We start from the raw sequence: 21,824 nt of genomic DNA, 5'->3' as shown, positions 1-21,824 counted from the left end.
CGGTAGCCAAGCAGAACATCAAGCACGCGATGCAGGCGGGCGTGAAGATCGCGCTGGGAACCGATGCAGCGGTGTATCCACATGGTCTGAACGCGCACGAGCTGGATGTTTATGTAAATCAGATAGGGATGTCCCCGCTGGCGGCGCTGCAGTCGGCGACCGTGAATGCGGCAGATTTGATGGGGTGGACGGCGAAGGCGGGAGCGCTGGAACCGGGTAAGTGGGCAGACATCATCGGAGTGGACAAGAATCCGATGGAGGATGTGCGCGTTCTTCAGGATGTGAAGTTTGTGATGAAGAGCGGGGTTGTTTACAAGGGCGAGGCGGGCGGGTCGAAGTAGAGCGCGGAACGCGGGCGACGCGCGGATATACGAACGGTGTTGAAGGGGATTGGGGATGGGGCGGAGCGGTTGAGCTGAGCGCTCCGCCTCGAACTCGATTGCGCGACTGCGACGGCGTGTCGCGATTCGTCGCGGACCTGTTGACGTTCAGTACGTGGATGCGGCGACGCGGCTGCGCAGTTCAAGGCGTCAAGCTGGAAAGAGCATCCGGGTCATCTGGAATTAGATTCTCAGACATTTCGTCGCATATTGAGGCCCCGTTCACATTCGCGGCAGAGAGTGTCCATGGCGTGGCTAGCTGAACAGGAAGCCAACGCACCCCAAATCTCAAATTCGAGAGGTCTATTTCCATGCTCAAGAAAGCAGTGGCACTGAGTATTGTCTCTTGCATGCTGGCAACGCCAGGATTTGCCAAGGACGACCATGCCGCCGGCGGCATTCCTCATCTCGATCATGTTTTTCTGATCATGATGGAAAACCATGGCTATCAACAAGTATACGGCAATCCGAATGAACCTTACCTGAACAGCCTGATCGCGACCGGGAAGGTCAATCTTGCGACCAACTATTTCGCCGTGGGACATCCGAGTTTGACGAACTATCTGGAAGTCGTGGGTGGGTCCAATTTCGGAGTTCGCAGCGACAATGCCCCGGATTGGGGGAACTCATCATGCTCCCCGAACATCGCGACCAAGATCGTGAATGCGGACAATGGCGGCGGTAATGCGCCGGTTCCGGTGGACACCGGCAAGATCTGTCCGATCTCCGGCACCGGTACTGACGCAGAAACGCCGGCTGTTGACACCTGGAACGAAGTGGGTGGTCCGTTTGTTGCGCTCGCCGACATCGATGGAGTGAAGGCAGTCCCGGCTGCCTCCACCGTGGGAAAGACAATTGCCGACCAGCTTGACGATGCCCACATGGGATGGAAATCCTACCAGGAAAGCCTGCCGCTCGGTTCGATTTACGGCGTGAATTACAGCAACGGGACCGCAACAAACTTGACGGATTTCTCGAAGCTGGCTCCGCTCACTTCGGCGAGCGTGGTGCAGCTCTACGCTGTAAAGCACAACCCATTTGCTTACTTCGCGAACGTTCAGGAAGGCTACGATCGCGACAACAGTCTGGCCAATTCGGTCGGCTTTGACGGACCCAAAGGGCTTTATGCCGACCTTAAGAGCGGAAATGTTCCTGACTTCGCGTTTATCGTGCCCAACCAGTGCAATGATCAGCATGGGAGAGGCAACGCCGATGCATTCTGTGCTTTCGACTATGGCCAGAACGACTCCGGTTACACCTACGGAACCCAGGTTGGCCTGAATCCGGGGCTCATTCAGCAGGGCGATTCAACGATTGAGCGGCTGGTGAAGGCGATCCACGCGTCACGGGCGTGGGAGTCAGGCCGCAGCGCCATTGTCATCGTGTGGGACGAGAATGACTACAGCGGCAGCACTACTCAACTCTCTGGACTGTATCCGCCGCAGAACCAGAATCGCGTGGTTCTCACCGTTCAGACAAACTATGGTCCCCAGGGTGTGCAAAGCGCAACCTACTACAACAGCTTTTCGTTGCTGAAGTCACTGGAAGCGGGTTTCGGCCTGCAATGTCTCAACCACGCGTGCGACGCGAATGTCGGCGTCATGTCAGATCTGTTTGCTGATGGTCACGGCAAAAACTAACTGATCGACCGGCGAGGGGCGTGATATGCTCGCGCCCCTCTACCATCTCGCGATCGCTAATCATCACTACTAATTCTTTACAGGCCGCCCATCATCCTGCCACACTGGACGGTGGACACCCAAACCATCGTTATTCTGGATTTCGGCTCGCAGTATACGCAGCTCATTGCGCGGCGTATTCGCGAGCTGAGCGTGTTTTCCGTGGTTCTTCCTTGCACTGTCCCCCTTGCGGAAGTCGAGGCGTACAAGCCACTCGGCATCATCCTGTCAGGTGGGCCATCGTCGGTGTATGACGCGGATGCGCCGAATGCCGATCCCAGGCTGCTGGAGATGAATCTGCCGACGCTGGGCATCTGCTATGGACTGCACTTTATCGTGCATCACCTGGGGGGCAAGGTGCGCACGGCTCCCAAGCGCGAATATGGGCACGCTGAGGTAGCCCTTGAAGACAGCACGACTGCTCTGTTCGCGGGGCTTCCGGCATCGATACAGGTATGGATGAGCCACGGAGATGAAGCGCTCGAGTTGCCGCCAGGGTTTCGCAGGACCGCGGTCACTTCGAACGCACTGGCCGCCATTGCGAACGAAGAGCGGCGGATGTGGGCGGTGCAGTTTCATCCCGAGGTGCACCACACGCCGCTGGGTCCGCAACTAATCCGGAATTTTGTCTTCGACATATGCGGGGCGAAGGGCGATTGGACGCCGGCGCATTTTATTGAGACAACGGTTGCCGGGATTCGCGAGAAGGTCGGCAATGGACACGTGATTTGCGGACTTTCCGGCGGCGTGGATTCGTCAGTCGCGGCGATGCTGGTACATAAGGCGATCGGCAGCCAGTTGACCTGCATCTTTGTGAACAACGGTGTGCTGCGCAAGAACGAGTTTGAAAACGTGCAGAAGAACATGCGCGACAAGCTGGGGTTGAACGTGGTGGCCGTGGACGCGAGCGAACGGTTCTTGAAGCAACTTGCCGGCATTACCGATCCTGAGACCAAGCGCAAGAGAATTGGGGCGGAATTCATCGCGGTGTTCGATGATGAGGCGCATCGCATCGCTCAAAAGGCGGGCGGCGTGGATTGGCTGGTGCAGGGGACGCTCTACCCGGATGTGATTGAGTCGAGCAGCGTGAAGGGGCCAAGCCAGACCATCAAAAGCCATCACAACGTGGGCGGCCTGCCCCTGGGGATGAAGCTGAAGCTGATCGAGCCGCTGCGCGATTTATTCAAAGACGAGGTCCGCCGCATCGGGCGCGATATGGGGATGCCGGAAGAGATTCTTGGCCGGCAGCCGTTTCCGGGCCCGGGACTTGCGGTGCGCATCCTGGGCGAAGTTACTCCCGAGCGAGTGGCCCTGCTGCAAGAGGCCGACGATATTGTTGTCAGCGAAATCAAGGCTGCGGGGCTCTATTCCTGCATCTGGCAGAGCTTCGCAGTGCTGCTGCCAGTGATGAGCGTGGGCGTAATGGGCGATCAGCGGACCTACGCTTACACTTGCGCCGTGCGCGCCGTACATTCCGAAGATGGCATGACGGCGGATTGGACTCCGCTGCCGCACGAGGTGCTGAAGCGCGTCTCGAGCCGCATCGTGAACGAGGTTCGCGGCATCAATCGCGTGGTCTATGACATCACGTCAAAGCCGCCGGGCACCATCGAGTGGGAGTGAGAGCTCGCCGTTCAGGCGTTCGCGGTTCGCGCCTTTCGTGCTGGCGCTGGCTGTTTCAACTCTTCCAACCGCGGATTGGTGCCTTTGCGAATAAATGAAAAGTGGCCCTTCGCGCCGCTTAATCCCAGACTTATCGTCTTCGACGCATCATTTCGTGCTTGCACTGTCATTTCTGACAGTATTCGCCGGCATTGAATCTTCACTACCTTGATCAATGCGTGGAGGCATGGGGATCAGAGCCTTCATTGCTGACAGGCCATCCAACTCGGGCCCCGTTTTGAAATCACCGACGCTTGAACGGCTTCAACGGAGGAAAAGTGAAAAACGTATCCAAACAACTGAAGATGACGGTTGCCATAGTAGCGATTCTGGCTTTGTCAGCCGTCCTGGGATTTGCTCGTGCGACCTATGAAACGATTGATGCCCAAGCCTACGGCACGAGCACTCAAATGGGGAAAAACTTCACTGTCAGGCTTATCGTCTACGAGTATTCCACTCCCGACGACCGAAAGATTCTGGTCGAGTCATTTCAGAAGGGTCAGAATGACGGTCTGGCAAACGCACTGGAAAAGATGAAGGCGGTCGGCCGGATCACAATTCCAGGCACGTTAGGGTTCGACGTCTCCTACATCCATCAAATCAAGACGCCGACTGGACGGACGATTCGCTTTGTGACCAACCGCAAGATTGCTTTCGGAGAAGCTTACTGGGACACCCAGTCAAAATCCTTCAATCTGACGGCGGGCGAGATAAGGATCAACGACAAAGACAAGGGCAAGAGTGACGGCGTTCTGTATCCGGCCACTCAGCTCACCATCAACAAGGATGGCGACCCACAGTGGGATTTAAGAATGAATCCCTGGAAGCTCAACAACATCATCGTGTGGCCGTCGGGGGATAACAAATAGTTCAGCCCGTAGACGGTTTCAATTGAAAAATTCAACGTCCTTTGAGGGAATCATGAGAAGACAATGGCGTTCCTGCAATGTGGCAATCGCCACGATGATTCTGTTGCTGGGCGGCTCCGTTGCCCAGGCAAAAAGCAAGTACATTTGTGATGAACCGAAACCAGAAGACATGTGCAACGCGGCTAACACCTGCGGATCCGCTTCCTCGGTCTGCACCCTCGACGTGCGGAAATCGGGGAACGGTTCAACGGTCAAGCCGAGCGTTCCGAATGCGAAGAACAACCAGTTCTTCTGCATCAAGGCCGGCACCACCGTGGTGTGGATGACGTCAAGCAAGAATACTGGTTTCATGATCTCGTTCGGCACCGACTCGCCGTTCGACCCGGATAATCCGATTCTCGGCGGCGGGAGCAAATCAGTCACCGTCAAGGCTCAGAACCCCGGCTGTTACAAGTACGACGCTGGAGCGTTTTACTCGGGCGCCGTCTACGGAATGAGTAGCGGCAGTAAGCCGGAGTTGGTGATTCTGCCCTGACGAAAGGTGAATGGATTGCGGTAATTTGAGTCGATTGCAGCTTGTGATTTCCCACTCGTCTCAATGGTGACGCCGTTGACATGAGTGGGACGCCTGTGCAGAGAAATCTCTGTGGACAGGACGCATCGGCGCGATTGCGCGGATGCCTGGCGACTACTCTTCCCTCACACCAGACGCAATCTCCGGACCGGGATAGCTTCCGATCTGCGATCAGTGCGCGAAATTATAGGAGAGCTCGATTCCATTGCCGTTGGGAGTCCGCACCGGCGCGAGGGCGAAATTGCTCCATGAGCTTTCAGTAGCACGGCGATGAACCACATAACCACCGATGTAGTAGCCGAGCGCACCTCCAACGAATACATCAGATGGAAAATGTTTGCGCGCAATGACGCGCGCGGCGGAGACACTGGTTGCGAGCGAATAAACCACTACCTTGGTGGCCCAGCCGTCATATTCCGATGCGACCACGTGTGCGAAGGACCACACCAGGATGGAGTGGTCGGAAGGCATAGATTGTCCATCCGGCCATGTCTTAGTGCCATGTGGCCAGAAGTCTCCCTTACCGTTTCCCTGGGTTGGCGTCTCGCGATCGAGCGCGTAGCCGAGCCCCGTGTTAAGAATGAACGAATCAGCCATCGCCTCTTCGGCAAGGATCGAGGTTTCCTGCAAATGATGATTGTGCTTGGCGCTTCCGATCAAGAATCCAGCAGTGACTGCGGCTGCTGGAGCGTAGAGGCCTGCGTAGTCTGAATATCTGCTCGCATTGTGTTCTTGGCTCGGATTGACACTGAAAGCCTGCATTGCATCGACGTCGGTGGCCAATGCAAGCCCAGTACCTGCTCCAACGAAAGCTAACATTGGCAAATCAGGCTTGCGGATTCGAAATGGCGCCGTTACGATTCCGACTTCGTCTTGCGCGACGTGAAGCGCACAAATCTGGATGGCTTTAATCCCGCACTCCCTGGAGTCCGTTCCGGGGGCGGTACTTGCGGGAGCTTGGGCGGATGCGGCACACGTCGATATCAACAAGAAGGTAGCAAGAATGCGCGGATGCATAATCAAGATGCTACATGCGCAGCCTTGGCGGTCTTGGTGACAAGTGAATATCCGGCGCCGCGAATGCTGAGATTTCCCTTCAAGTGAGGCCGGGGACAGGCCGGTTCAATTAAAGTTGCTCGTGTGCCGGACCGCGGAGTGGCTGGGTTTGCCGGATGCGTTTTGAATTGAGGACGGGATGACGACGAAGGATTATCGCCCGCAGGAAGACATCGTAACGTTGATGAGGCAGTTTGAGCAGGAAGTAAAAAGCGCGCCGGAGTTGCCGGATGCGGCGACGAGGCTACTTCGGGCGCGACTGGTGTTTGAAGAGGCGCTGGAGTTTGTGAGGGCGTGCGGTTGTGCGGTTGCGATGAGCGGGCCGGACGGTGCGAAGAGGGCAGTGACCGATGATATCAGCGTGGTTGCCGATCCCAATGTGATGCCTGACTTCACGGAGTATGTCGATGGCTGCATCGATCAGCTTGTGGTGACGTACGGCGCTCTGAATGCGGCGGGCGTGAAGGCGCAGAGTGCGTGGGACGAGGTACAGCGCAGCAACATGAGCAAGGCGTGGCCGCATTGCAGCGTGTGCGATGCGGTGCTGGTGCGCGGTTCGGGCGACGAATTGATTCATGCGGAAGGTGCCGATGCGCATAGCGGAAATTGGAGCGCGATTCTGAAAGTGCACAAGCGCGAGGACGGCAAGTTCATCAAGGCGCCTACGTATTCACCGGCTGATCTGAAGCGCGTTATCCAGGAGCAGATCGAGGAAACTCGCGCTATTGCCCCTCGGGCTTGATGACGGGGGCGCGCAGCGGAGTGGTTTCGATTTCGATGCGCGTGTTGCGGGGGAAGACTACGTCGCGTCCGGAGTGGAGAAAATTGTCGTAGATGGAGAGCGCGGCCGCGTAATAACCGAGCCCAGCTGCAATGTTGCGGTTTCCCAGCGCTATGCCGACTATGCGGCCGACCATTCCGAATCCGTTGGAGGCGACGCCGGTCTGGAGGGTGAGGTTACCGTCCTCGTCGAGCGCGCGGCCGGCAAGCATGGTCAGCAGCAGGGGAGCGATGACGCTGGACTTATTGCGCGGGGTGATGGTGCCTTCAGCGTCGAGCGAGAGGTCCTGCGTTTTCTCTGTGGCGGCCCCGGCGAGCGCGCCTTCCACTTCGCGGTTGTATCCTTCGGGGAACTGAACCTGCTGGAAGGTGAAGCGGAGTTTTCCATTGCGGCTGAAGGAGCGGGCGGCCTTGGCTACCGCAACCTTGCCGACAAGCTTCGAACCTTGCGGAACGACGAGCTGCTTGTTCTTGTCGTAGACCGGCTCGACGACTAGGGCTTCAACCAGATCGCCGGGTTTCGCTGTTGCCGAAGTCAGATCGCGGGAGAGAGTTGCGTTGACAGCCCAGACTTCAGACTTGCCGGAACTGGAAACCGTGGGCGCAGGTGCGGGAAGTGCGGCAGTATTTTCGGGGAGATTGACGGGCTCTGCGAGTTCGAAGGACCACGCGGTGCTGGCCTCGATGCGCTCGGGATGATACGGGAGCTGGTGGTAGAGCAACTGCAAAGCGCGGTCGCCTTTGCCGGGCGCGGTGAAGTAGGCGATGCGGTCGCGCAGGTTGGCCTTGGCCTCAGCCCATCGGCGTGCGATGAAAGACTGTTTTGGCGACACGCCCGGGGCCATGAGCTTCAGGACGGGTGCGCCGTCAGCCGCCGGGGTAGCTGCGATGGGAATGGGGCCGGAGGGTAGTTCGAGCTTATCGAACTGGACCTGGACGGTGTGGAAGGGCGTAAAGTCGCCGCGCAGGCGGGCATGCCAGCGCGTTTTGGTATCAGCTTCGAGGGCGATGACGCGGCCCTCAAGCGCGGTGTTCTGGGCAACGGCGAGTTTGCCGTCGGCATAAATCGGATGCATCAAGTGAGCCTCAATGGGCTCACCGACTTTGACCCGATAGTGACGAGTAATTTCAACCTGGAGGCTTGTGCCTTTGGCGAGGATAGGCTCGGCGGGAACCACAGCAGCAGGCTTGACTGGTTCGGGATTCGGCTTGGGGGAACGATGTTCGAGAGATTGCGCGCCAGCACATGCGGCGAGGACGAAAGATACCGTGACCACGGCGAAGCAGGAACGGCAGCAAATTGGGGAATACATCAGTGAGGCTCCTGCCTCCGTAGATTTTAGGTGTAAGACGGGAACCGGGGCGAATCGCGAGCCAAGATGACAGAGATTTAATCCCCGGCTTTTCAGGCCGTTGCGGGGCGAGAGCGCAGGGCAGCGATCTCCTGGTTAAGAGCTTCGAAACGTGTCAGCAGCTCTTTGTGGTTCGCCAGCAGTTCGTCATGGCGCTTGTCGGCGATGGAGGGGTCCCTGGCTTCAACATAAAACGAGCCATTCGGTTCGAGATCACAGCGATGCACTTCGTGGACATGTTCAAAGCCCTGGCGATGGATGACTTCGACAAGTTCTTCGCGGGTGAGGGCCTCCCGTTTGAGCGCCTTCTCATCCACGTGGCCATCCCGAATGAGAATGACGGAGCGGCCCTCAAGCGCGCGAGTAAGGCGCGGGGATCGGAAGAGCAGGCGGACCACGAACCAGTTGATCGCAAGCAAGCTGAAGGCGCCGATAACGCCGCCGGTGATGGAGTTGTCGTCGCCGATGATGGCGTTCTGAACGGTGTTGGAAAGTGAGAGCAGAACGACGAGATCGAAGGGGTTCAACTGCGCGAGTTCACGTTTGCCAAAGAGGCGGAGGAGCAGCACGAGGACAAGGTAAACGATGACCGGACGCAGCAACTTCTCGACGATCGGAAGGGGAAGGTGGAACATGTGATCGATTATCGGTGTGAGGATCATGCAGCGAGGATAGCTTGCCGGCTATTGCTTTTCCAGTGGGTCGTTCTGCTGGATCGTGGCGGTGAAATTGGCGCTATAGAACTGCGATTCACGGCAGGTTGACCGTGACGGTGCCGATGGGCGTATACGATAGAATCCGCATCAGACGATCCCTCGCGGGATGAGTGCGGCTTCCGAATCCAGGAAAGGAACAGATCATATACGTGGCTTCGACCAGGCGCACTATATTTGTCGAAATGACCCCTTTTCGTATTGAGCCGCTTTTTGTGGGCCGAGTGTGGGGAACGAATGATCTACGCCCCTGGTATGACCAAGTAGCGACGGGTGAGCCGATCGGCGAGGTATGGCTCACGGGGGATGATTGCCGAGTTGCGACGGGGCCGCATTCCGGCAAGACACTGGGCGAGATTTTCAGGGAAATGCCGCAGGCGATGATGGGCGAAGACGCGCCGTCGGGCGATTCTCCACTTCTGATCAAGGTGCTCTTTGCACAGGAGAAGTTGAGCGTGCAGGTGCATCCCGACGATCGACTGGCGCAGAAGTACGGGCAGCCGCGGGGCAAGACCGAGTGCTGGTACGCGCTGGCAGCCGAAGCGGGAGCGCAGGTGGCCGCAGGGCTGAAGGCGGGCGTCACCATGGACGAGGTGAAGGCCGGCATCGAGGGCGGAACGCTGGAAAAAAGTCTCAGAATGCTTCCGGTGCATGCGGGCGACATGATTTATGTGGACGCGGGAACGGTGCACGCGATTTGGCCCGGCTCGGTGTTGCTGGAGACGCAACAGAATTGCGACCTGACGTACAGAATGTACGACTACGGACGAGGGCGCGAACTGCACATTGAGAAATCGCTCGAGGCCGTGCAGTTGAAAACCAAGGCAGGCAAGGTGATGCCAAGGGTATTGGAAGACCGCACGATTCTGCTCGCTTGCCCTTACTTCACAATTGAGAGGATCCCGGTGGATGCGAGCCGCTCAAGCGCAAGCCTGCGCCGGGAAGAGGAATCGAAGGCAGGTTTGTCTTACCTGTTTGCTGCGGAGGGGACGGGGCGCGTGTCGAGTCCAAGCTTCCGCGATGTGGATCTGCCACCGCGTGGAATGGTTGCCGTCCCTGCGACGTCGCCGATCTTCGCGATTCTGGACATGGGTGGGCTGGATCTGATTCGCATTACGCCGCGCTGGCCGGGGAAGGGCGCGTGACAGGGCGCGATTGGCGGAAATCGGTCGTGTACTATATCCGCCGCGAGGCGCAGCCTGAAGACAAATTCGGTCATCAGCCAAGACTCTATGCTCTCGCGAAAACGATCGGACAGGACCTGGATTATGACGATGATGTGCTTTTTGCGTCGGCGTGGATGCATGACCTTGGAGTCTTTTCCGGGCATCGTCCGCAGGATATTGAGCAACTTTCCGGTTGGGATCACGTCCCAGACACCATCGAGCAGAGCATTGAACTTTTGACAGGATGGGATTTCCCCAGCGGGAAACTGGACGCGGTTGCCGAGGCGATCCGTACACATCAGGCGAAGGACGAACCGACAACCTTGGAAGGGACCTTGTTGCGAGATGCTGACATTCTGGAACAACTGGGTGCGATCGGGATCCTGCGCGCCGCGGTGAAGGTCGGGCGTGATACCCGCTATCCCAATTTCAGTTCAATTCTTCCGGTTTTGAGTCATGCGCTTAGCCATTTGGCTGGTCAAACGCGCCTAACACGTTCAAAGGCCATGGCTGAATCGAGAGCTGAGATGCTACGCTCGTTTCTATCCGCTGTTTCCGATGAAGCGGGCGATCTGCTTCATTAACACCGCCCCCCGCAGTCCCCTGTGGAGATGGCGTCAGGCTCTTTCCCGAACCAGACTTTACCAAGCCGAACAGATTATCGAATGCGTTCCCGGTTGCAGCCACAGTCCGGGAGAGTTGAAATTCCGAAGGAGAAACGACATGCGGAAGTTAATGGTATTGCCGCTTCTGGCTTTGTTTTTTTTAGGCGTGGCGTTACCGTGCCGCGCTCAGGTGACGTATTCGGCTGAGGGGGGTGGCAAGAGGCCCTTCACAGTGGGAGCTGGCGTATCGAATTTTTCAGACGACTGGGGAGTGCTCAATCCACGCCAGACCGGGATGAGCGTGTGGGTTGACTGGCGGTTTCCGCACACGCCGCGGGTGCTGAATGGGCTGGGGGTTGAATTTGAGGGCCGCACACTGCAATGGGGGACCCCTTCCTATCTGCCGGGGCATCGCATGGATACTGCTCTGGGTGGTCCGATCTATCAGTTTCGGCGCTACAAAAGGATCCGCCCGTTTGGCAAGTACCTTCTGGGAATCGGCAGCATAGATTTTCCAATACCGGGGTCGAATTACAACCACGATACCCGTGTAGTGTTTGAGCCCGGAGTTGGCGCCGATTTGCGCGTCTGGAACAGCATTTCAGTGCGAGGCACGTACGACTACCAGTTCTGGCACCAGATCTTCGGGCTCAACGATCTGAATCCGAACGGATTCACGATTGGCGCGGTGTACGATTTCGGACTGCGGTGAAGTCGAAGCGAGCGGAGGCTGGTTTCATTATTAAATCGAGAGGGCGCCGTGAACGGGCGCCCTTTCGCGAAAAATGAGGCGCCGTCTCCGCAAAGCAAATATCCCCCGCGACTCAGAGCGATCGGATCAAGGTAAATCGAGAGCGGGCGGTGTGAACATGCGATCGTCTTCAGCTGTTGAGTTGATGGTGTGCGGGGTGCAATGGCGCGGAGTTGGGAAGTTCGCCGCGTAGGAGCGCGTGACGTGCAACCGATCCATGAAGACGTAGCGCGTGCGGATACCATTTATTGTCGCAGGCAGGCGCGCAGGAATGTGTTCGCGGTCGACGTAGATGACGAGGGCTGATTCGCGCGGGCTGTCGAGGCTCTGGCCCACGCCGACAGCAAAAAATGCAGGGTTTTGCTGCATCAGCTTGTGGGCGATCTGACGCTTGGCCGCAACCGCGGGTGCGAGTGCTGAGGCGGTGAGTGGGGGAAGGCCCGCGGCGGTTGCCGTGGAAGGCGCTGAACCGAACGCGACGGAGCGCGCCGTGGTTGGAATTACGATGGTGCGTACACCCGCGACAGCGGCGGGAACAAACGGCGCGAGATTCTCATCGACATAGACGATCAACGCCGCGGTGCCGGGCTGGTCGCTGCTCTTTCCGGGCGCAATGCTGAGAACACCCGCTGAAGGATTAACGAGTGCACGGCCGGCGGCTAATGCCGCCTGCTGACGCGCGGACTCAGCATCGGATAAGGGATGCGCTTGAGCCGCCGAGGTGGTGCTGTCACCGTAGCTGAGGCAACTGACCTCGTGGTCCGTTGCGCCGACAAACGTAAAGCTCGCGTCCCCCGGCATCAGCGTGCTTAAGGCGTTGAGGACATCGGGCGCAGGGTTGGCGATTCCGTGGCTCACACCCGCGGCGTCAATGCCGCCTGCAAAGAACAATCCGACCGGCTCGGCGTTGGCGGTATCGACGAGGAGGGCGCCGGAATCGCCTGCGTCGCCGAAGCGGTCACCGCTGACGGCGATCTGGTCGGTGAATGTCTTGGTAAGGTAGGGCCTGGATTCAGCGCAGTCGCGATAGTAGTCGACGGCAACGTCGAGATCGAGCGCTGTAACCCGGCCGCATGTGAGGCCAGTGGTGCGGCCTCTTTTGGCTACCCGCAACTGCAGGGTTGCGTTTTCGCCTTTTCCATTGGTGGAAGAAATGCCGGGAGGTGCGGCGGCGAGCGAGCCGTCAGGTTGCCGAAGACCGAGTTCAAGGATACTGCCGCTGGGATCGACGGTGTGCGATGCAACCTCGGCGATGGCCGCGTCAACGTTGGTTTGGGCGGAACGAAGCGGCAGCCATGCCGTCAGCGCGGCGACGGGGACCGTCCCGGCGCCGTCTCCGTTGGGGGTGCAGTTGTTGTCGATAAGGCCGGGCTGGACGATGGTGTCGCCGACGGAGGCGCGATCGCTTCGAGCGAGAACGTGATTGTTGCTGAGCAGGTACTGGCGCCCGCCCGCGTCTTGTAGAAGGGCACCAAGCGTGCCGCTGCAGCAGTCGACGATGGTGTTGCCTTTTTCGTCGAAGTCGTTGTTATTGCCTCCGGAACTGCCAAGCAGCATGGGTGCCGACAGGGCGTCCTGGTGGCTGGCCGGGTTGCTCGCCACTCCCGGCGCATTGAGAAGGAGGGCTGTCTCGATTTTTGAGGATGAACCAGGGAGCGTTGCCACCACATATGTGACGCCCGTGGACGAAACCACTGCCGGCGCGGTGTAGGTGACGGTGCAGGCAGTGAAAGCATGACGGTTACGCTGGCATGTGGCTGCGCTCAGCGTTCCCTCGCCGACGGTGTCTCCAGTTGGGGTGTTTGAAAGTGCGAAGTGCATTTCGCCGGATCCACCAGATTCGGCCAGGTAGCCGGTCACGGTGACCGAACCGTTCGGTCCCACAGCGGCATTCTCTGGAGTGAGCGGTTGCAGGAAACCGGGCGTCAGTGTCAGGGAGGAAGTCGCGCGGAGAGTGGGATTGGACTTCAGGGTCGCGGTGACCTGGACTTCGACTTGATCGGCGGTCAGGAAGGACGGCGGCGTGTACTGGCCAAGGTCATTGATCTTTCCCGGCCCCGAAGATGGATCTCCACCGCTGATGGTCCAGGAGACGGGTGCGGCTCCGCCGGCAGCGAGGGTGGCAGAAAACTGGTGAACTGGGCTCGCGTGGGCATTCAGGGCGTTGCAACCGGTGCAACTTGTGTCGATTACTGCAGAGCCCGGTGAAACGGAAAAGGAAGCGTTCGCCGACGCTCCGGTGCCGGGTCCGGCACCGCACCCGGCCAACAGGGCTGCCCCACTGAGCATCACAGACATGACTATCCGCCGCCCTCCAACGATGAGAGAGGGCGCGGGCCCGACGCGGGGACATCCCTGGTTAGCGATCCGAGCGTTTACTGACATGTGACAGAGCTACCCTCTGGCGGAAAGCGGGGCCACCGCTTTCCACGGAAACGCAGATTTAAGGTTATCTCTTTCCAGTTGGAACTCAAGCGGGGGCTTGCCGGAGATTGATCGAATCGTAACTTCTACCTCTACTGAGAATTGAGTCTTGCTTTGGGAGTTGAATCGGACCGGGTGTAATAGCGGGGCCGACCAGCTTGGAGTTCAGAGGCGAAATAATTGGGAGTCAATGCGCCTTACCCCAAGGTAGCATAGCGATTGCAATACCTTCGTGACCTCTCTGGTTACCTTGATGCTCCTATAGTATTTCCCTATTGTTACCTTTGTGCTTCTTTTTTGTTACCCTTGGTTAAGATAATGATAAATCGGGCCTTAGCTTCAGTTATTGCCATTATTCGAGTTGTGGCGGATAGAGCCGTTTGGACCCACCGTTTTGGGAGCCGACAGGTCCGTCGCTGCGTAGCTGCCGAGAGCGGCCAGGCGGCGATGGTGATCGTCATTTTTATAGGGATGATCATCCTTGGTTTTCTGGCTTTAGGGCTCGACGTTGGGTATTTATTTCACGAAAAGCGAATGGCGCAGGCAGCTGCGGATGCGGCAGTCGTAGCAGCAGCCGAGGAATCCAGCGCAGGGAACAGCGCGAACGAGCAGGTGGTCGCAAACGCCATGGCTCGGTTAAACGGATTCGATCCGAGCGCATCCGTTAATCCCGCCATAGTGACGCTTAAGACTCCTACATCAGGCAGCTATGCGGGAGGCGCAACTTACATTGAGGCGGACGTCTCGAAACCAATACCAACGTTTTTCCTATCCGTGTTTCGGCGCGGCTCTACAAGCCTGAACATCTCTGCCCGGGCTGTTGCCGGCGGAGGATTGAGCAGTCCGACCTGCATCTGTCTTGAAGCACCCACGGGACAGGGGTTGAGCATGAGCAACAACGCATCGATTAATGCCAATCAATGCGGGGTGACGGTCGATTCAAGCGGAAGCAATGCAGTGGGGGTGGTGGGCAGCGCAACTTTGAACGCGCTCTCACTGGGGACGGTATCTAATTCCTGGAACAACGGTAGCAACATAAATAACAATGGTCAGATCACCTCGTCGACGAAAATTGTTCAGGGAATCACCACGCAGTGCAAGCCAGTCCTTACGGTGCCGACTCTTCCCAGCGGATTGCCATGCTACAGCAATCCGATCCAGGGCTGGACGGCGGCGAACAATTACACCGGGGTTTACACGCTGCCCCTAGCAGGTGAAACCACGATGAGCAACACAGTGTGTTACACAAGCCTGAATACGAGCAACGCGGCTTCTGTGACGCTTTCGCCGGGATACACCTACTACATCCAGGGGGACTTTACAACGGGCGGCGGGGCGCCCGTGAGCGGAAGTGGTGTCGCGCTTTACGTTGGCGGGAACGTCAATGTCGCAAATGGCGTCACGGCGAATCTGAGTGCTCCGACCGTAAACGGAGTCCCGCAGACGCTTTTGTATGCGATGGGCAGCACGGTCACCATTCAGGGAGGTTCGAGCTCTACTTTCTCGGGCCTTGTCTATGCGCCGAACGCAGCGGTGACGCTGAACAATGGCACGGGCACGACTCTGAACATGGATTTCGTATCGCAGACGCTGACGACCGCAGGGGGAGCCACCCTGAACAGTTACGCGACGTCGGCCCTCGGAACATTGAACCTTTCAGTAGCCAAGCTGGTGGAATGAGGTTGCCTTATGAAATTGGATTACCTGTGCTCTCTCAAGAATCGATCGATCATTGCCAGATTGCGTAAGCGGTTGCGGGATGATGCGGGGAACGCCGCGCTCGAACTCGCTCTTGCGTTTGGAGTTTTTGGAACTCCATTGCTGCTGGGCACCTCGGAACTCGCAATCTTGATTTACGATTCGATTGAATTATCGAACTCCGCTCATGCCGGCGCCATGTATGGGATGATCAGTTCCACATTCGCTGGCGATGCCTCAGGAATTCGGAGCGCTGCACAGGCGGAGGCGGCCGACTTCGGCGCCAAGGTAACGGTTACGCCAACAATCTACTATGCATGCTCGGGTGCGGTGGACGGGACACAATACTCCACGCAGGCCGCGGCAGCAGCTGTGTGTCCGGCAAATGCAGGCAATCACTACCTGGAGTTTGTGAAGGTCGCTTCAAGCATGAACGTCAACCCGTTGGTACAGCTTCCGGGATTACCCACGAAGTTGACGGTGAACGGAACCTCGATCATGGAAGTGCAGGAATGATGAGGGAACGGCATGCATGCATACGAGAGATCTGCCGCAGGATTTGGAGTGGATTCTTCGGAGAGAAGGAAAGCGAGAAGGGGCAGGCGGTTATTGAAGTTGCGCTGGCCCTGCCGATCATTGCGGCATTCACCTTCATGATGATTGAGCTTTGCCTTGCGTTTTACAGCTATTGCATGATTTCGGAGTCCGCGCGAGAGGGCACACGCTATGCAATTGTGCGCGGAGCCACCTGCCAGACCGGCACCGGCGGTTCGTGCACGGCATCGGCATCAACCATCAATGACGCAGTGAAGCATCTGGGCTGGCCGAATCTCGGAACTGGTACTCTGAGCGCAAACACGACGTATCCCGATGGAAACGAAAACCCTGGCAGCCGCGTGCAAGTTGTTGTGAACTATGTCTACCCCTACAACATTCCTTTCGCGCCCAAAGGGACATTGAACATGTCCTCTAAATCGGTGATGTACATCGTGCAGTGAGCGATCGGCGAACCTCAGTCGCTGCGAGTGCTGCTGCGAGATGGCGATTCAGCGACCTGGGACCGCAGCTGCATTCGTCTGCTTTTGGAATTCGAAAACGCAAGGCCGGCCCACGATTCCCAATCCTTCATTCCTCGTGCCGGTGCCTTCTGCGTCCTTGAACTGGGCCTTCACGTCGTAGCTGTAGTCCTCGCCCTTGTGCGCGAAGACGCCGCGAGCGTATTGGCGTGAGGCAACAACTCCGTTGGCGGTGAGCTTGGCGTTGCCGTCGTCGGCGATCTTACCCATAAGAATCAGGTAGCCCGGTTCTCCGGCGGCGCCGTGTTCTCCACGAAAACTGCTGCTCTGAATCGTCGCGGGAAACTCCCATGTATAACCCTGTGTGCTTCCTTTTGGAGGGCAAGTGAGTTTGGTGGTCCAGGCTCCATCGAAACGCTCGCCTGCGATGGAGGTGCCAGTGGCGCATAGAAGGACTCCAATGGCAAGAAGCCGAATTAGATTGGGCATTGTGTTCAATTGTCCTTTCGGGGCGAACACTCTAGCACGCTAGTCCCGCGGTTGGATGTGAGCAACTCGCCAAAGTTGTCGCGAGGCGCAAGGGGCATCCCAAACCCTTGATGTATCGTCAAAGCGAAAGGTTTGGGGCCGAGGGCGATGGCTGAACTGATTGCCGTGCAGGATGACATTACAACGCTGAGAGTGGATGCGATTGTGAACGCGGCCAACACTTCGCTGCTGGGCGGTGGTGGTGTGGATGGCGCGATTCATCGCGTGGCGGGGCCGGAGTTGCTGGCGGAGTGCAGGAAACTGGGCGGATGTGCGACCGGCGATGCAAAGCCGACTCCGGGTTTTCATCTGCCGGCCAAGTGGGTGTTCCACGCAGTGGGCCCGGTATGGCAGGGCGGCGGCCATGATGAGGACGATCTTCTGGCGAGTTGCTATCGACGATGTCTCGAACTGGCGAAGACGCACCACGTGCGGACCATTGCCTTTCCGGCCATCAGCACGGGCGTGTATCACTTCCCCCCCAAGCGCGCGGCGCACATCGCGATCGATACAGTCAGGGAATTCGTGACGGCGAGCGGGATCGAGGTGGTGCGCTTTGTCTGTTTCAGCAGCGAGATGCTGGCGATCTATGAGCAATTTCTCGCCGAGCCCCCTCTTGCGCCGGTGGCATGAATTTCCGCAACATCGGTGCAGTAATGGAAGAAGTCATCAGGAGACTGAGATGGAATATGTGAATCTTGGCAGGACCGGGCTGAAGGTATCGCGCATCTGCCTGGGTTGCATGACGTATGGCAAGCCCCCGGCGCCGGGCGAGTTGAAGGGCGGGCGGCATCTTTGGGCGCTGAATGAGGAAGAGAGCCAGCCCTTTTTGCGACAGGCGCTTGATCTGGGTATCAACTTCTTCGATACGGCCAATGTGTATTCGAGCGGCGACAGCGAACAGGTTGTCGGCAAGTTTCTGAAGGCGAACAGTCGGCGAGAGGGTGTGGTGATTGCAACCAAGGTACATGGAGTGATGCGCGAGGAGCCAAACGGCCGCGGGTTATCGCGCAAGGCAATCCTGTTCGAGCTTGATCAAAGTCTCAGCCGGCTGGGCACGGACTATGTCGATCTCTACCAGATTCACCGCTGGGATTATGAGACGCCAATTGAGGAGACGCTGGAAGCGCTGCACGATGTGGTGAAGGCAGGGAAGGTGCGCTACATCGGAGCATCGTCGATGTATGCGTGGCAGTTTGCGAAGGCACTGTATCTCGCGGAGCTGAACGGTTGGACGCGGTTTGTGAGCATGCAGAACCATTACAACCTTCTCTATCGCGAAGAAGAGCGGGAGATGATGGGGCTGTGCGCGGAGGAGGAGATCGCGGTGATTCCCTGGAGTCCGCTGGCGCGAGGCCGGCTGGCGCGCGCGTGGCAGGCAGAGACAACGAAACGCTCGGAGACGGATCGGTTCGGAAACTCGATGTATTCGCGCACCGAGGAGGATGACCGGAAGGTCGTTGACCGGCTGGGCGAGATTGCGAGGAAGCGCGGTGTGCCGCGGGCCCAGGTGGCGCTGGCGTGGATGCTGAGCAAGCCAGTGGTGACCGCCCCGATTGTGGGCGCAACCAAGCCGCATCATCTAAGGGACGCGGTAGCGGCGTTGGAGTTGAAGTTGACGACGGATGAGATTGTCGCGCTCGAGGAGCCATATATGCCTCATCCGGTGCTCGGATTCAGTTGAATCTCTGAATCGAAGACTCGGCGAGAGGCTGTGGTGATTGCAACGAGGGCGCATGGAGTGATGGGCGGAGAGCCGAACGACGAGTTACCGAAGCTCCCAGGATTCCTCATGGGTTAAAGAGAAGGAGGCTAGTTTACTCAGGAGCGAGACTTTAGAGTCGGAGGTGATCTGGATTCGGGGTTGCCTGCGAAAGGATTTGTTCCAGTAGTATTCTGCAGCGCGAGGGCGGAGCGTCGGCCGCCGGTGATGCGATCAGCTTCAGGCCATCGAGTGCGGTTGATCTGGCTTTGTCACTCTGCCCGTCTTCCTGATACGCCTGAGCCAACAGCATGAGCAAGGTCGGATCAGTGCGACGGCTGAGCACGACCGGCCGTTCAGCATACCGGACAGTCTGACGCGGTTCCCAAGTCCGTCGGGAGAACAATGAGCATCGCACATGTAGCTTGGTATAGGATCTCGCTGGACGCTTCGTCGGTCGAGGCAAGTCTGCGCAACTCGGCTATTCCGGAAGACGCTAATTGGACATCATCGGTCGGACGGAATCTTTATTGAACGCTGAGCACCAGTTTGCCGAAGTGAGCGGCGGATTGCATTTCTTGAAAGGCTTCGGGGGCTTCGGTCCATGGGCGGGGTTCGAGGACGGGGTGCAGGTTTGCGGTGGCGATGGCGTGGTTCATTTCTTCGAAGCGCTTGCGGGATCCGACGTAGATTCCCTGAATGCGGATCTGCTTGTGCAGAATCAAGGGCAGCGGGATTGGCTCGGCGGGGCCGGAGAGTACTCCAATTTGGGCGATGACGCCACCCATTTTGACGGCGCGGAGGGAGCGCGGCAGAGTGCCGACGCCACCGACTTCGACAACGAGATCGACGCCTTCGCCATTGGTTTGTTCTGTGACCCATCGGTCCCATTCCGAGGTTTCGCCGTAGTCGAGACCCTTGTCGAGACCGAGTGAACAGGCGCGTTGCAGTTTGACGTCGCTCGAAGAGATTCCAAGGACGCGTGCACCTTTCAGCTTTGCGAATTGAAGCGCGAAGATGGAGACTCCGCCGGTGCCTTGCACCAGGATGGTTGAACTTGCCTGAATGTCTGCAACGATGAGCGCGTTCCAAGCGGTGAGGGCGGCGCACGGGAGGGTCGCGGCTTCTTCAAAGCTAAGGTGATCGGGGATGCGGACGAGACCGGTCTCTTTGAGCAGGATGTATTCGGCAAGTGTGCCGTCGATATCGCCGCCGAGAGCGCCTTTGATTTTGGTGGGAGTGGGAGGGCCGTCAATCCAGTTCTGAAAAAAGCAGCCGCAGACGCGATCGCCGGGCTTCCACTCAGTGACGTCGTCGCCGATGGCGGCTACTTCGCCGGTGCCGTCTGAGCAGGGGATGCGCGGGAGGCGGAGTTTGGGGTTGTAGGTCCCTTTGACCATCATGAGGTCCCGGTAATTGAGAGAAACCGCTTGAATTTTAATGAGAACCTCGCCGAGCCCGGGTTGCGGAGTCGGACGGTCTACAAGTTCAAGAGAATCAATGCCGAACGAAGGGACTTGCCAGACGCGCATGGGGGTCGACTCCGGTCATGATGCCACAGATTTGCCTGGACGCGTGCCATCGCGGTACGAACATTTGCAAGCGCCCGTAGAATGAAGATATGGCGCGCGGATGGGAAAGTAAATCGGTGGAAGAGCAGATGGCAAATGCCATCGAGGAAAAGCCTCCGCGTCCTGGTGAGGTATTGATGACTGAAGCAGAACGGCGAGTTGCCGCTGACCAGCGCGCGGCGAGTGAACGGCGCAAACAGGCACTGACGCTTCAACGCGAAAACATTCTTTCGCAGCGGACATCGAATCCGGCCCGGCGGTCAGCACTGGCGGCGGCTTTGTCGGAGATCGAGGCGCAGATTTCAGCGCTGGAGTAGGCAGGGCCGGTTCAGAGTCAGAGCGGACCAGCAGTCGATAAGCCTAGGCTTGGTCAATCTGCGAAAGAAAAGCAACTGCAGTCATACATGTCGCGTGGCGCCACCCAAGCGCCATGAAAATGCGGCTGGGTTGGGACGTCCCTCCGGGACTGAAATCTTCTTGTCTGCTATCCCAGGGTTCCGCTGCGCTCCACCCTGGGCTATTCTAATGCGTTCCCTACGGGAACTTGGTTTCCGGGGCCGCCGTTGATCGCTGAATTTTCAGGGCAGATCTTTCGACTCCGCTTCGCTCCGCTCAAGATGACACCGCATAGACCGCGGTGCTCGATGTGGCGCGAAGCGTGGCCGCCATTCTATTCGTTGCGGTGAAAAAGGATTGAGTTGGCCTGTTGAACCGGTGTCAGCAGTACGCGGGCGATGTTGACGTGGGCGGGTCGACTGGCGGCCCAGACTATGACTTCGGCGATATCTTCCGGCGTGAGCGGCTTTACTCCTTTATAGACTTTGGCGGCGCGCTCGGTGTCGCCGCGGAAGCGAACGAGGCTGAAGTCGGTTTCGACCATTCCGGGATCGACGCTGGTGACGCGGATCGGCGTGCCGAGGACATCCTGGCGAAGTCCATCGTTGATCAGGCGCTCTGCTGCTTTGGTTCCGCAATAGACGGCGCCATTGGGGTAGGCTAGTTCGCCAGCGGTTGAGCCGAGATTGATGACATGGCCGCGGCCTCGGACGACCATGCCAGGGACGACGGAACGGGTGACGTAGAGCAGGCCCTTGATGTTGGTGTCGATCATCTCGTCCCAGTCCTCGATTTTGCCCATATAGAGCTTGTCGAGGCCACGACTGAGGCCGGCGTTGTTGACCAGGATGTCGATCTCGGACCACGCGGGAGGCAAACCGTCGATGGCGTTCTGCACGGCGCGATGGTCGCGTACATCAAGGTCGATGGAGTGCACCGAGGGGGCGCCGCGCTCCATGGCC

The 21,824-nt window shown here is 58.2% G+C and carries 22 protein-coding genes; 15 read left to right on the top strand and 7 right to left on the bottom strand.

Annotated features, from left to right (window positions below; all coding sequences use genetic code 11):
* The 5 genes from WA354_RS22165 to WA354_RS22145 form a co-directional block, all read left to right on the top strand.
* A partial coding sequence (locus WA354_RS22165; protein ID WP_472815198.1) for an amidohydrolase family protein occupies nucleotides 1-341 on the top strand: 341 nt, incomplete at its 5' end.
* 350 nt (nucleotides 342-691) lie between these two features.
* Complete coding sequence (locus WA354_RS22160) at nucleotides 692-2,020, top strand: alkaline phosphatase family protein (protein WP_472815197.1); 1,329 nt, start codon at nucleotides 692-694, stop codon at nucleotides 2,018-2,020.
* Nucleotides 2,021-2,131: 111 nt separating this feature from the next.
* Entirely contained in the window at nucleotides 2,132-3,682 is a 1,551-nt protein-coding gene (gene guaA, locus WA354_RS22155) for a glutamine-hydrolyzing GMP synthase (protein ID WP_472815196.1), read from the top strand.
* Between the two features lie 293 nt (nucleotides 3,683-3,975).
* Nucleotides 3,976-4,590: a hypothetical protein gene (locus tag WA354_RS22150; protein WP_472815195.1), complete on the top strand. Its 615-nt coding sequence runs from the start codon at nucleotides 3,976-3,978 to the stop codon at nucleotides 4,588-4,590.
* 52 nt (nucleotides 4,591-4,642) lie between these two features.
* Complete coding sequence (locus WA354_RS22145) at nucleotides 4,643-5,125, top strand: hypothetical protein (protein ID WP_472815194.1); 483 nt, start codon at nucleotides 4,643-4,645, stop codon at nucleotides 5,123-5,125.
* A 210-nt stretch (nucleotides 5,126-5,335) separates the two neighbouring features.
* On the opposite strand, the gene WA354_RS22140 is transcribed toward WA354_RS22145, so the two are convergent.
* Complete coding sequence (locus tag WA354_RS22140) at nucleotides 5,336-5,983, bottom strand: phosphatase PAP2 family protein (RefSeq protein ID WP_472815193.1); 648 nt, start codon at nucleotides 5,981-5,983, stop codon at nucleotides 5,336-5,338.
* Nucleotides 5,984-6,359: 376 nt separating this feature from the next.
* Between WA354_RS22140 and WA354_RS22135 the strand changes: the two genes are divergently transcribed.
* The gene (locus tag WA354_RS22135) at nucleotides 6,360-6,962 is read left to right on the top strand and encodes a pyrophosphohydrolase domain-containing protein (RefSeq protein WP_472815192.1); all 603 of its coding nucleotides are present in this window, start codon (nucleotides 6,360-6,362) and stop codon (nucleotides 6,960-6,962) included.
* On the opposite strand, the gene WA354_RS22130 is transcribed toward WA354_RS22135, so the two are convergent.
* Together WA354_RS22130 and WA354_RS22125 are read right to left on the bottom strand one after the other, a co-directional pair.
* Nucleotides 6,943-8,313 carry a hypothetical protein gene (locus WA354_RS22130; protein ID WP_472815191.1) on the bottom strand — a complete coding sequence of 457 codons (1,371 nt, stop codon included), beginning with the start codon at nucleotides 8,311-8,313 and terminating at the stop codon, nucleotides 6,943-6,945. The genes WA354_RS22135 and WA354_RS22130 overlap by 20 nt on opposite strands.
* 92 nt (nucleotides 8,314-8,405) lie before the next feature.
* The gene (locus WA354_RS22125) at nucleotides 8,406-8,999 is read right to left on the bottom strand and encodes a DUF421 domain-containing protein (RefSeq protein WP_472815199.1); all 594 of its coding nucleotides are present in this window, start codon (nucleotides 8,997-8,999) and stop codon (nucleotides 8,406-8,408) included.
* A 251-nt stretch (nucleotides 9,000-9,250) separates the two neighbouring features.
* Here WA354_RS22125 and WA354_RS22120 point away from each other — a divergent pair, with 251 nt between their 5' ends.
* The 3 genes from WA354_RS22120 to WA354_RS22110 all read left to right on the top strand — a co-directional run bounded on the left by WA354_RS22120 (nucleotide 9,251) and on the right by WA354_RS22110 (nucleotide 11,548).
* A complete protein-coding gene (locus tag WA354_RS22120; RefSeq protein WP_472815190.1) occupies nucleotides 9,251-10,210 on the top strand; it encodes a type I phosphomannose isomerase catalytic subunit in 960 nt (319 codons plus the stop codon).
* Nucleotides 10,207-10,815: an HD domain-containing protein gene (locus WA354_RS22115; RefSeq protein WP_472815189.1), complete on the top strand. Its 609-nt coding sequence runs from the start codon at nucleotides 10,207-10,209 to the stop codon at nucleotides 10,813-10,815. Before WA354_RS22120 ends, WA354_RS22115 begins: the two co-directional genes overlap by 4 nt.
* Before the next feature lie 139 nt (nucleotides 10,816-10,954).
* Nucleotides 10,955-11,548 carry an outer membrane beta-barrel protein gene (locus WA354_RS22110; protein WP_472815188.1) on the top strand — a complete coding sequence of 198 codons (594 nt, stop codon included), beginning with the start codon at nucleotides 10,955-10,957 and terminating at the stop codon, nucleotides 11,546-11,548.
* Nucleotides 11,549-11,674: 126 nt separating this feature from the next.
* On the opposite strand, the gene WA354_RS22105 is transcribed toward WA354_RS22110, so the two are convergent.
* Nucleotides 11,675-13,885, bottom strand: coding sequence for a chymotrypsin family serine protease (locus WA354_RS22105; RefSeq protein ID WP_472815187.1), 2,211 nt, complete (start codon nucleotides 13,883-13,885; stop codon nucleotides 11,675-11,677).
* A 573-nt stretch (nucleotides 13,886-14,458) separates the two neighbouring features.
* On the opposite strand from WA354_RS22105, the gene WA354_RS22100 reads away from it, so the two are divergent.
* Genes WA354_RS22100 through WA354_RS22090 form a run of 3 tightly spaced genes read left to right on the top strand, consistent with a single transcriptional unit; the run spans nucleotide 14,459 to nucleotide 16,707 of the window.
* Nucleotides 14,459-15,691: a pilus assembly protein TadG-related protein gene (locus WA354_RS22100; RefSeq protein WP_472815186.1), complete on the top strand. Its 1,233-nt coding sequence runs from the start codon at nucleotides 14,459-14,461 to the stop codon at nucleotides 15,689-15,691.
* Between the two features lie 9 nt (nucleotides 15,692-15,700).
* Complete coding sequence (locus WA354_RS22095; RefSeq protein ID WP_472815185.1) at nucleotides 15,701-16,225, top strand: TadE/TadG family type IV pilus assembly protein; 525 nt, start codon at nucleotides 15,701-15,703, stop codon at nucleotides 16,223-16,225.
* The gene (locus tag WA354_RS22090) at nucleotides 16,222-16,707 is read left to right on the top strand and encodes a TadE/TadG family type IV pilus assembly protein (protein ID WP_472815184.1); all 486 of its coding nucleotides are present in this window, start codon (nucleotides 16,222-16,224) and stop codon (nucleotides 16,705-16,707) included. Before WA354_RS22095 ends, WA354_RS22090 begins: the two co-directional genes overlap by 4 nt.
* A 48-nt stretch (nucleotides 16,708-16,755) precedes the next feature.
* On the opposite strand, the gene WA354_RS22085 is transcribed toward WA354_RS22090, so the two are convergent.
* Nucleotides 16,756-17,214 carry a hypothetical protein gene (locus WA354_RS22085; RefSeq protein ID WP_472815183.1) on the bottom strand — a complete coding sequence of 153 codons (459 nt, stop codon included), beginning with the start codon at nucleotides 17,212-17,214 and terminating at the stop codon, nucleotides 16,756-16,758.
* A gap of 147 nt (nucleotides 17,215-17,361) precedes the next feature.
* On the opposite strand from WA354_RS22085, the gene WA354_RS22080 reads away from it, so the two are divergent.
* A complete protein-coding gene (locus WA354_RS22080) occupies nucleotides 17,362-17,886 on the top strand; it encodes an O-acetyl-ADP-ribose deacetylase (protein ID WP_472815182.1) in 525 nt (174 codons plus the stop codon).
* Nucleotides 17,887-17,935: 49 nt separating this feature from the next.
* Nucleotides 17,936-18,937, top strand: coding sequence for an aldo/keto reductase (locus WA354_RS22075; RefSeq protein WP_472815181.1), 1,002 nt, complete (start codon nucleotides 17,936-17,938; stop codon nucleotides 18,935-18,937).
* 545 nt (nucleotides 18,938-19,482) lie between these two features.
* Here the strand turns inward: WA354_RS22075 and WA354_RS22070 are convergent.
* Nucleotides 19,483-20,487, bottom strand: coding sequence for a zinc-dependent alcohol dehydrogenase family protein (locus tag WA354_RS22070; protein ID WP_472815180.1), 1,005 nt, complete (start codon nucleotides 20,485-20,487; stop codon nucleotides 19,483-19,485).
* Nucleotides 20,488-20,663: 176 nt separating this feature from the next.
* Between WA354_RS22070 and WA354_RS22065 the strand changes: the two genes are divergently transcribed.
* A complete protein-coding gene (locus WA354_RS22065; RefSeq protein WP_472815179.1) occupies nucleotides 20,664-20,843 on the top strand; it encodes a hypothetical protein in 180 nt (59 codons plus the stop codon).
* Between the two features lie 353 nt (nucleotides 20,844-21,196).
* Here WA354_RS22065 and WA354_RS22060 read toward each other — a convergent pair.
* The coding region (locus WA354_RS22060; RefSeq protein WP_472815178.1) for an SDR family NAD(P)-dependent oxidoreductase at nucleotides 21,197-21,824 on the bottom strand (628 nt) is incomplete at its 5' end.

It is taken from the genome of Occallatibacter sp. (assembly GCF_049802275.1).
Taxonomy (GTDB): Bacteria; Acidobacteriota; Terriglobia; order Terriglobales; family Acidobacteriaceae; genus Telmatobacter.
The sequence above is the reverse complement of the archived record's forward strand: the minus strand, read 5'-3'. Positions and strand labels throughout refer to the sequence as shown.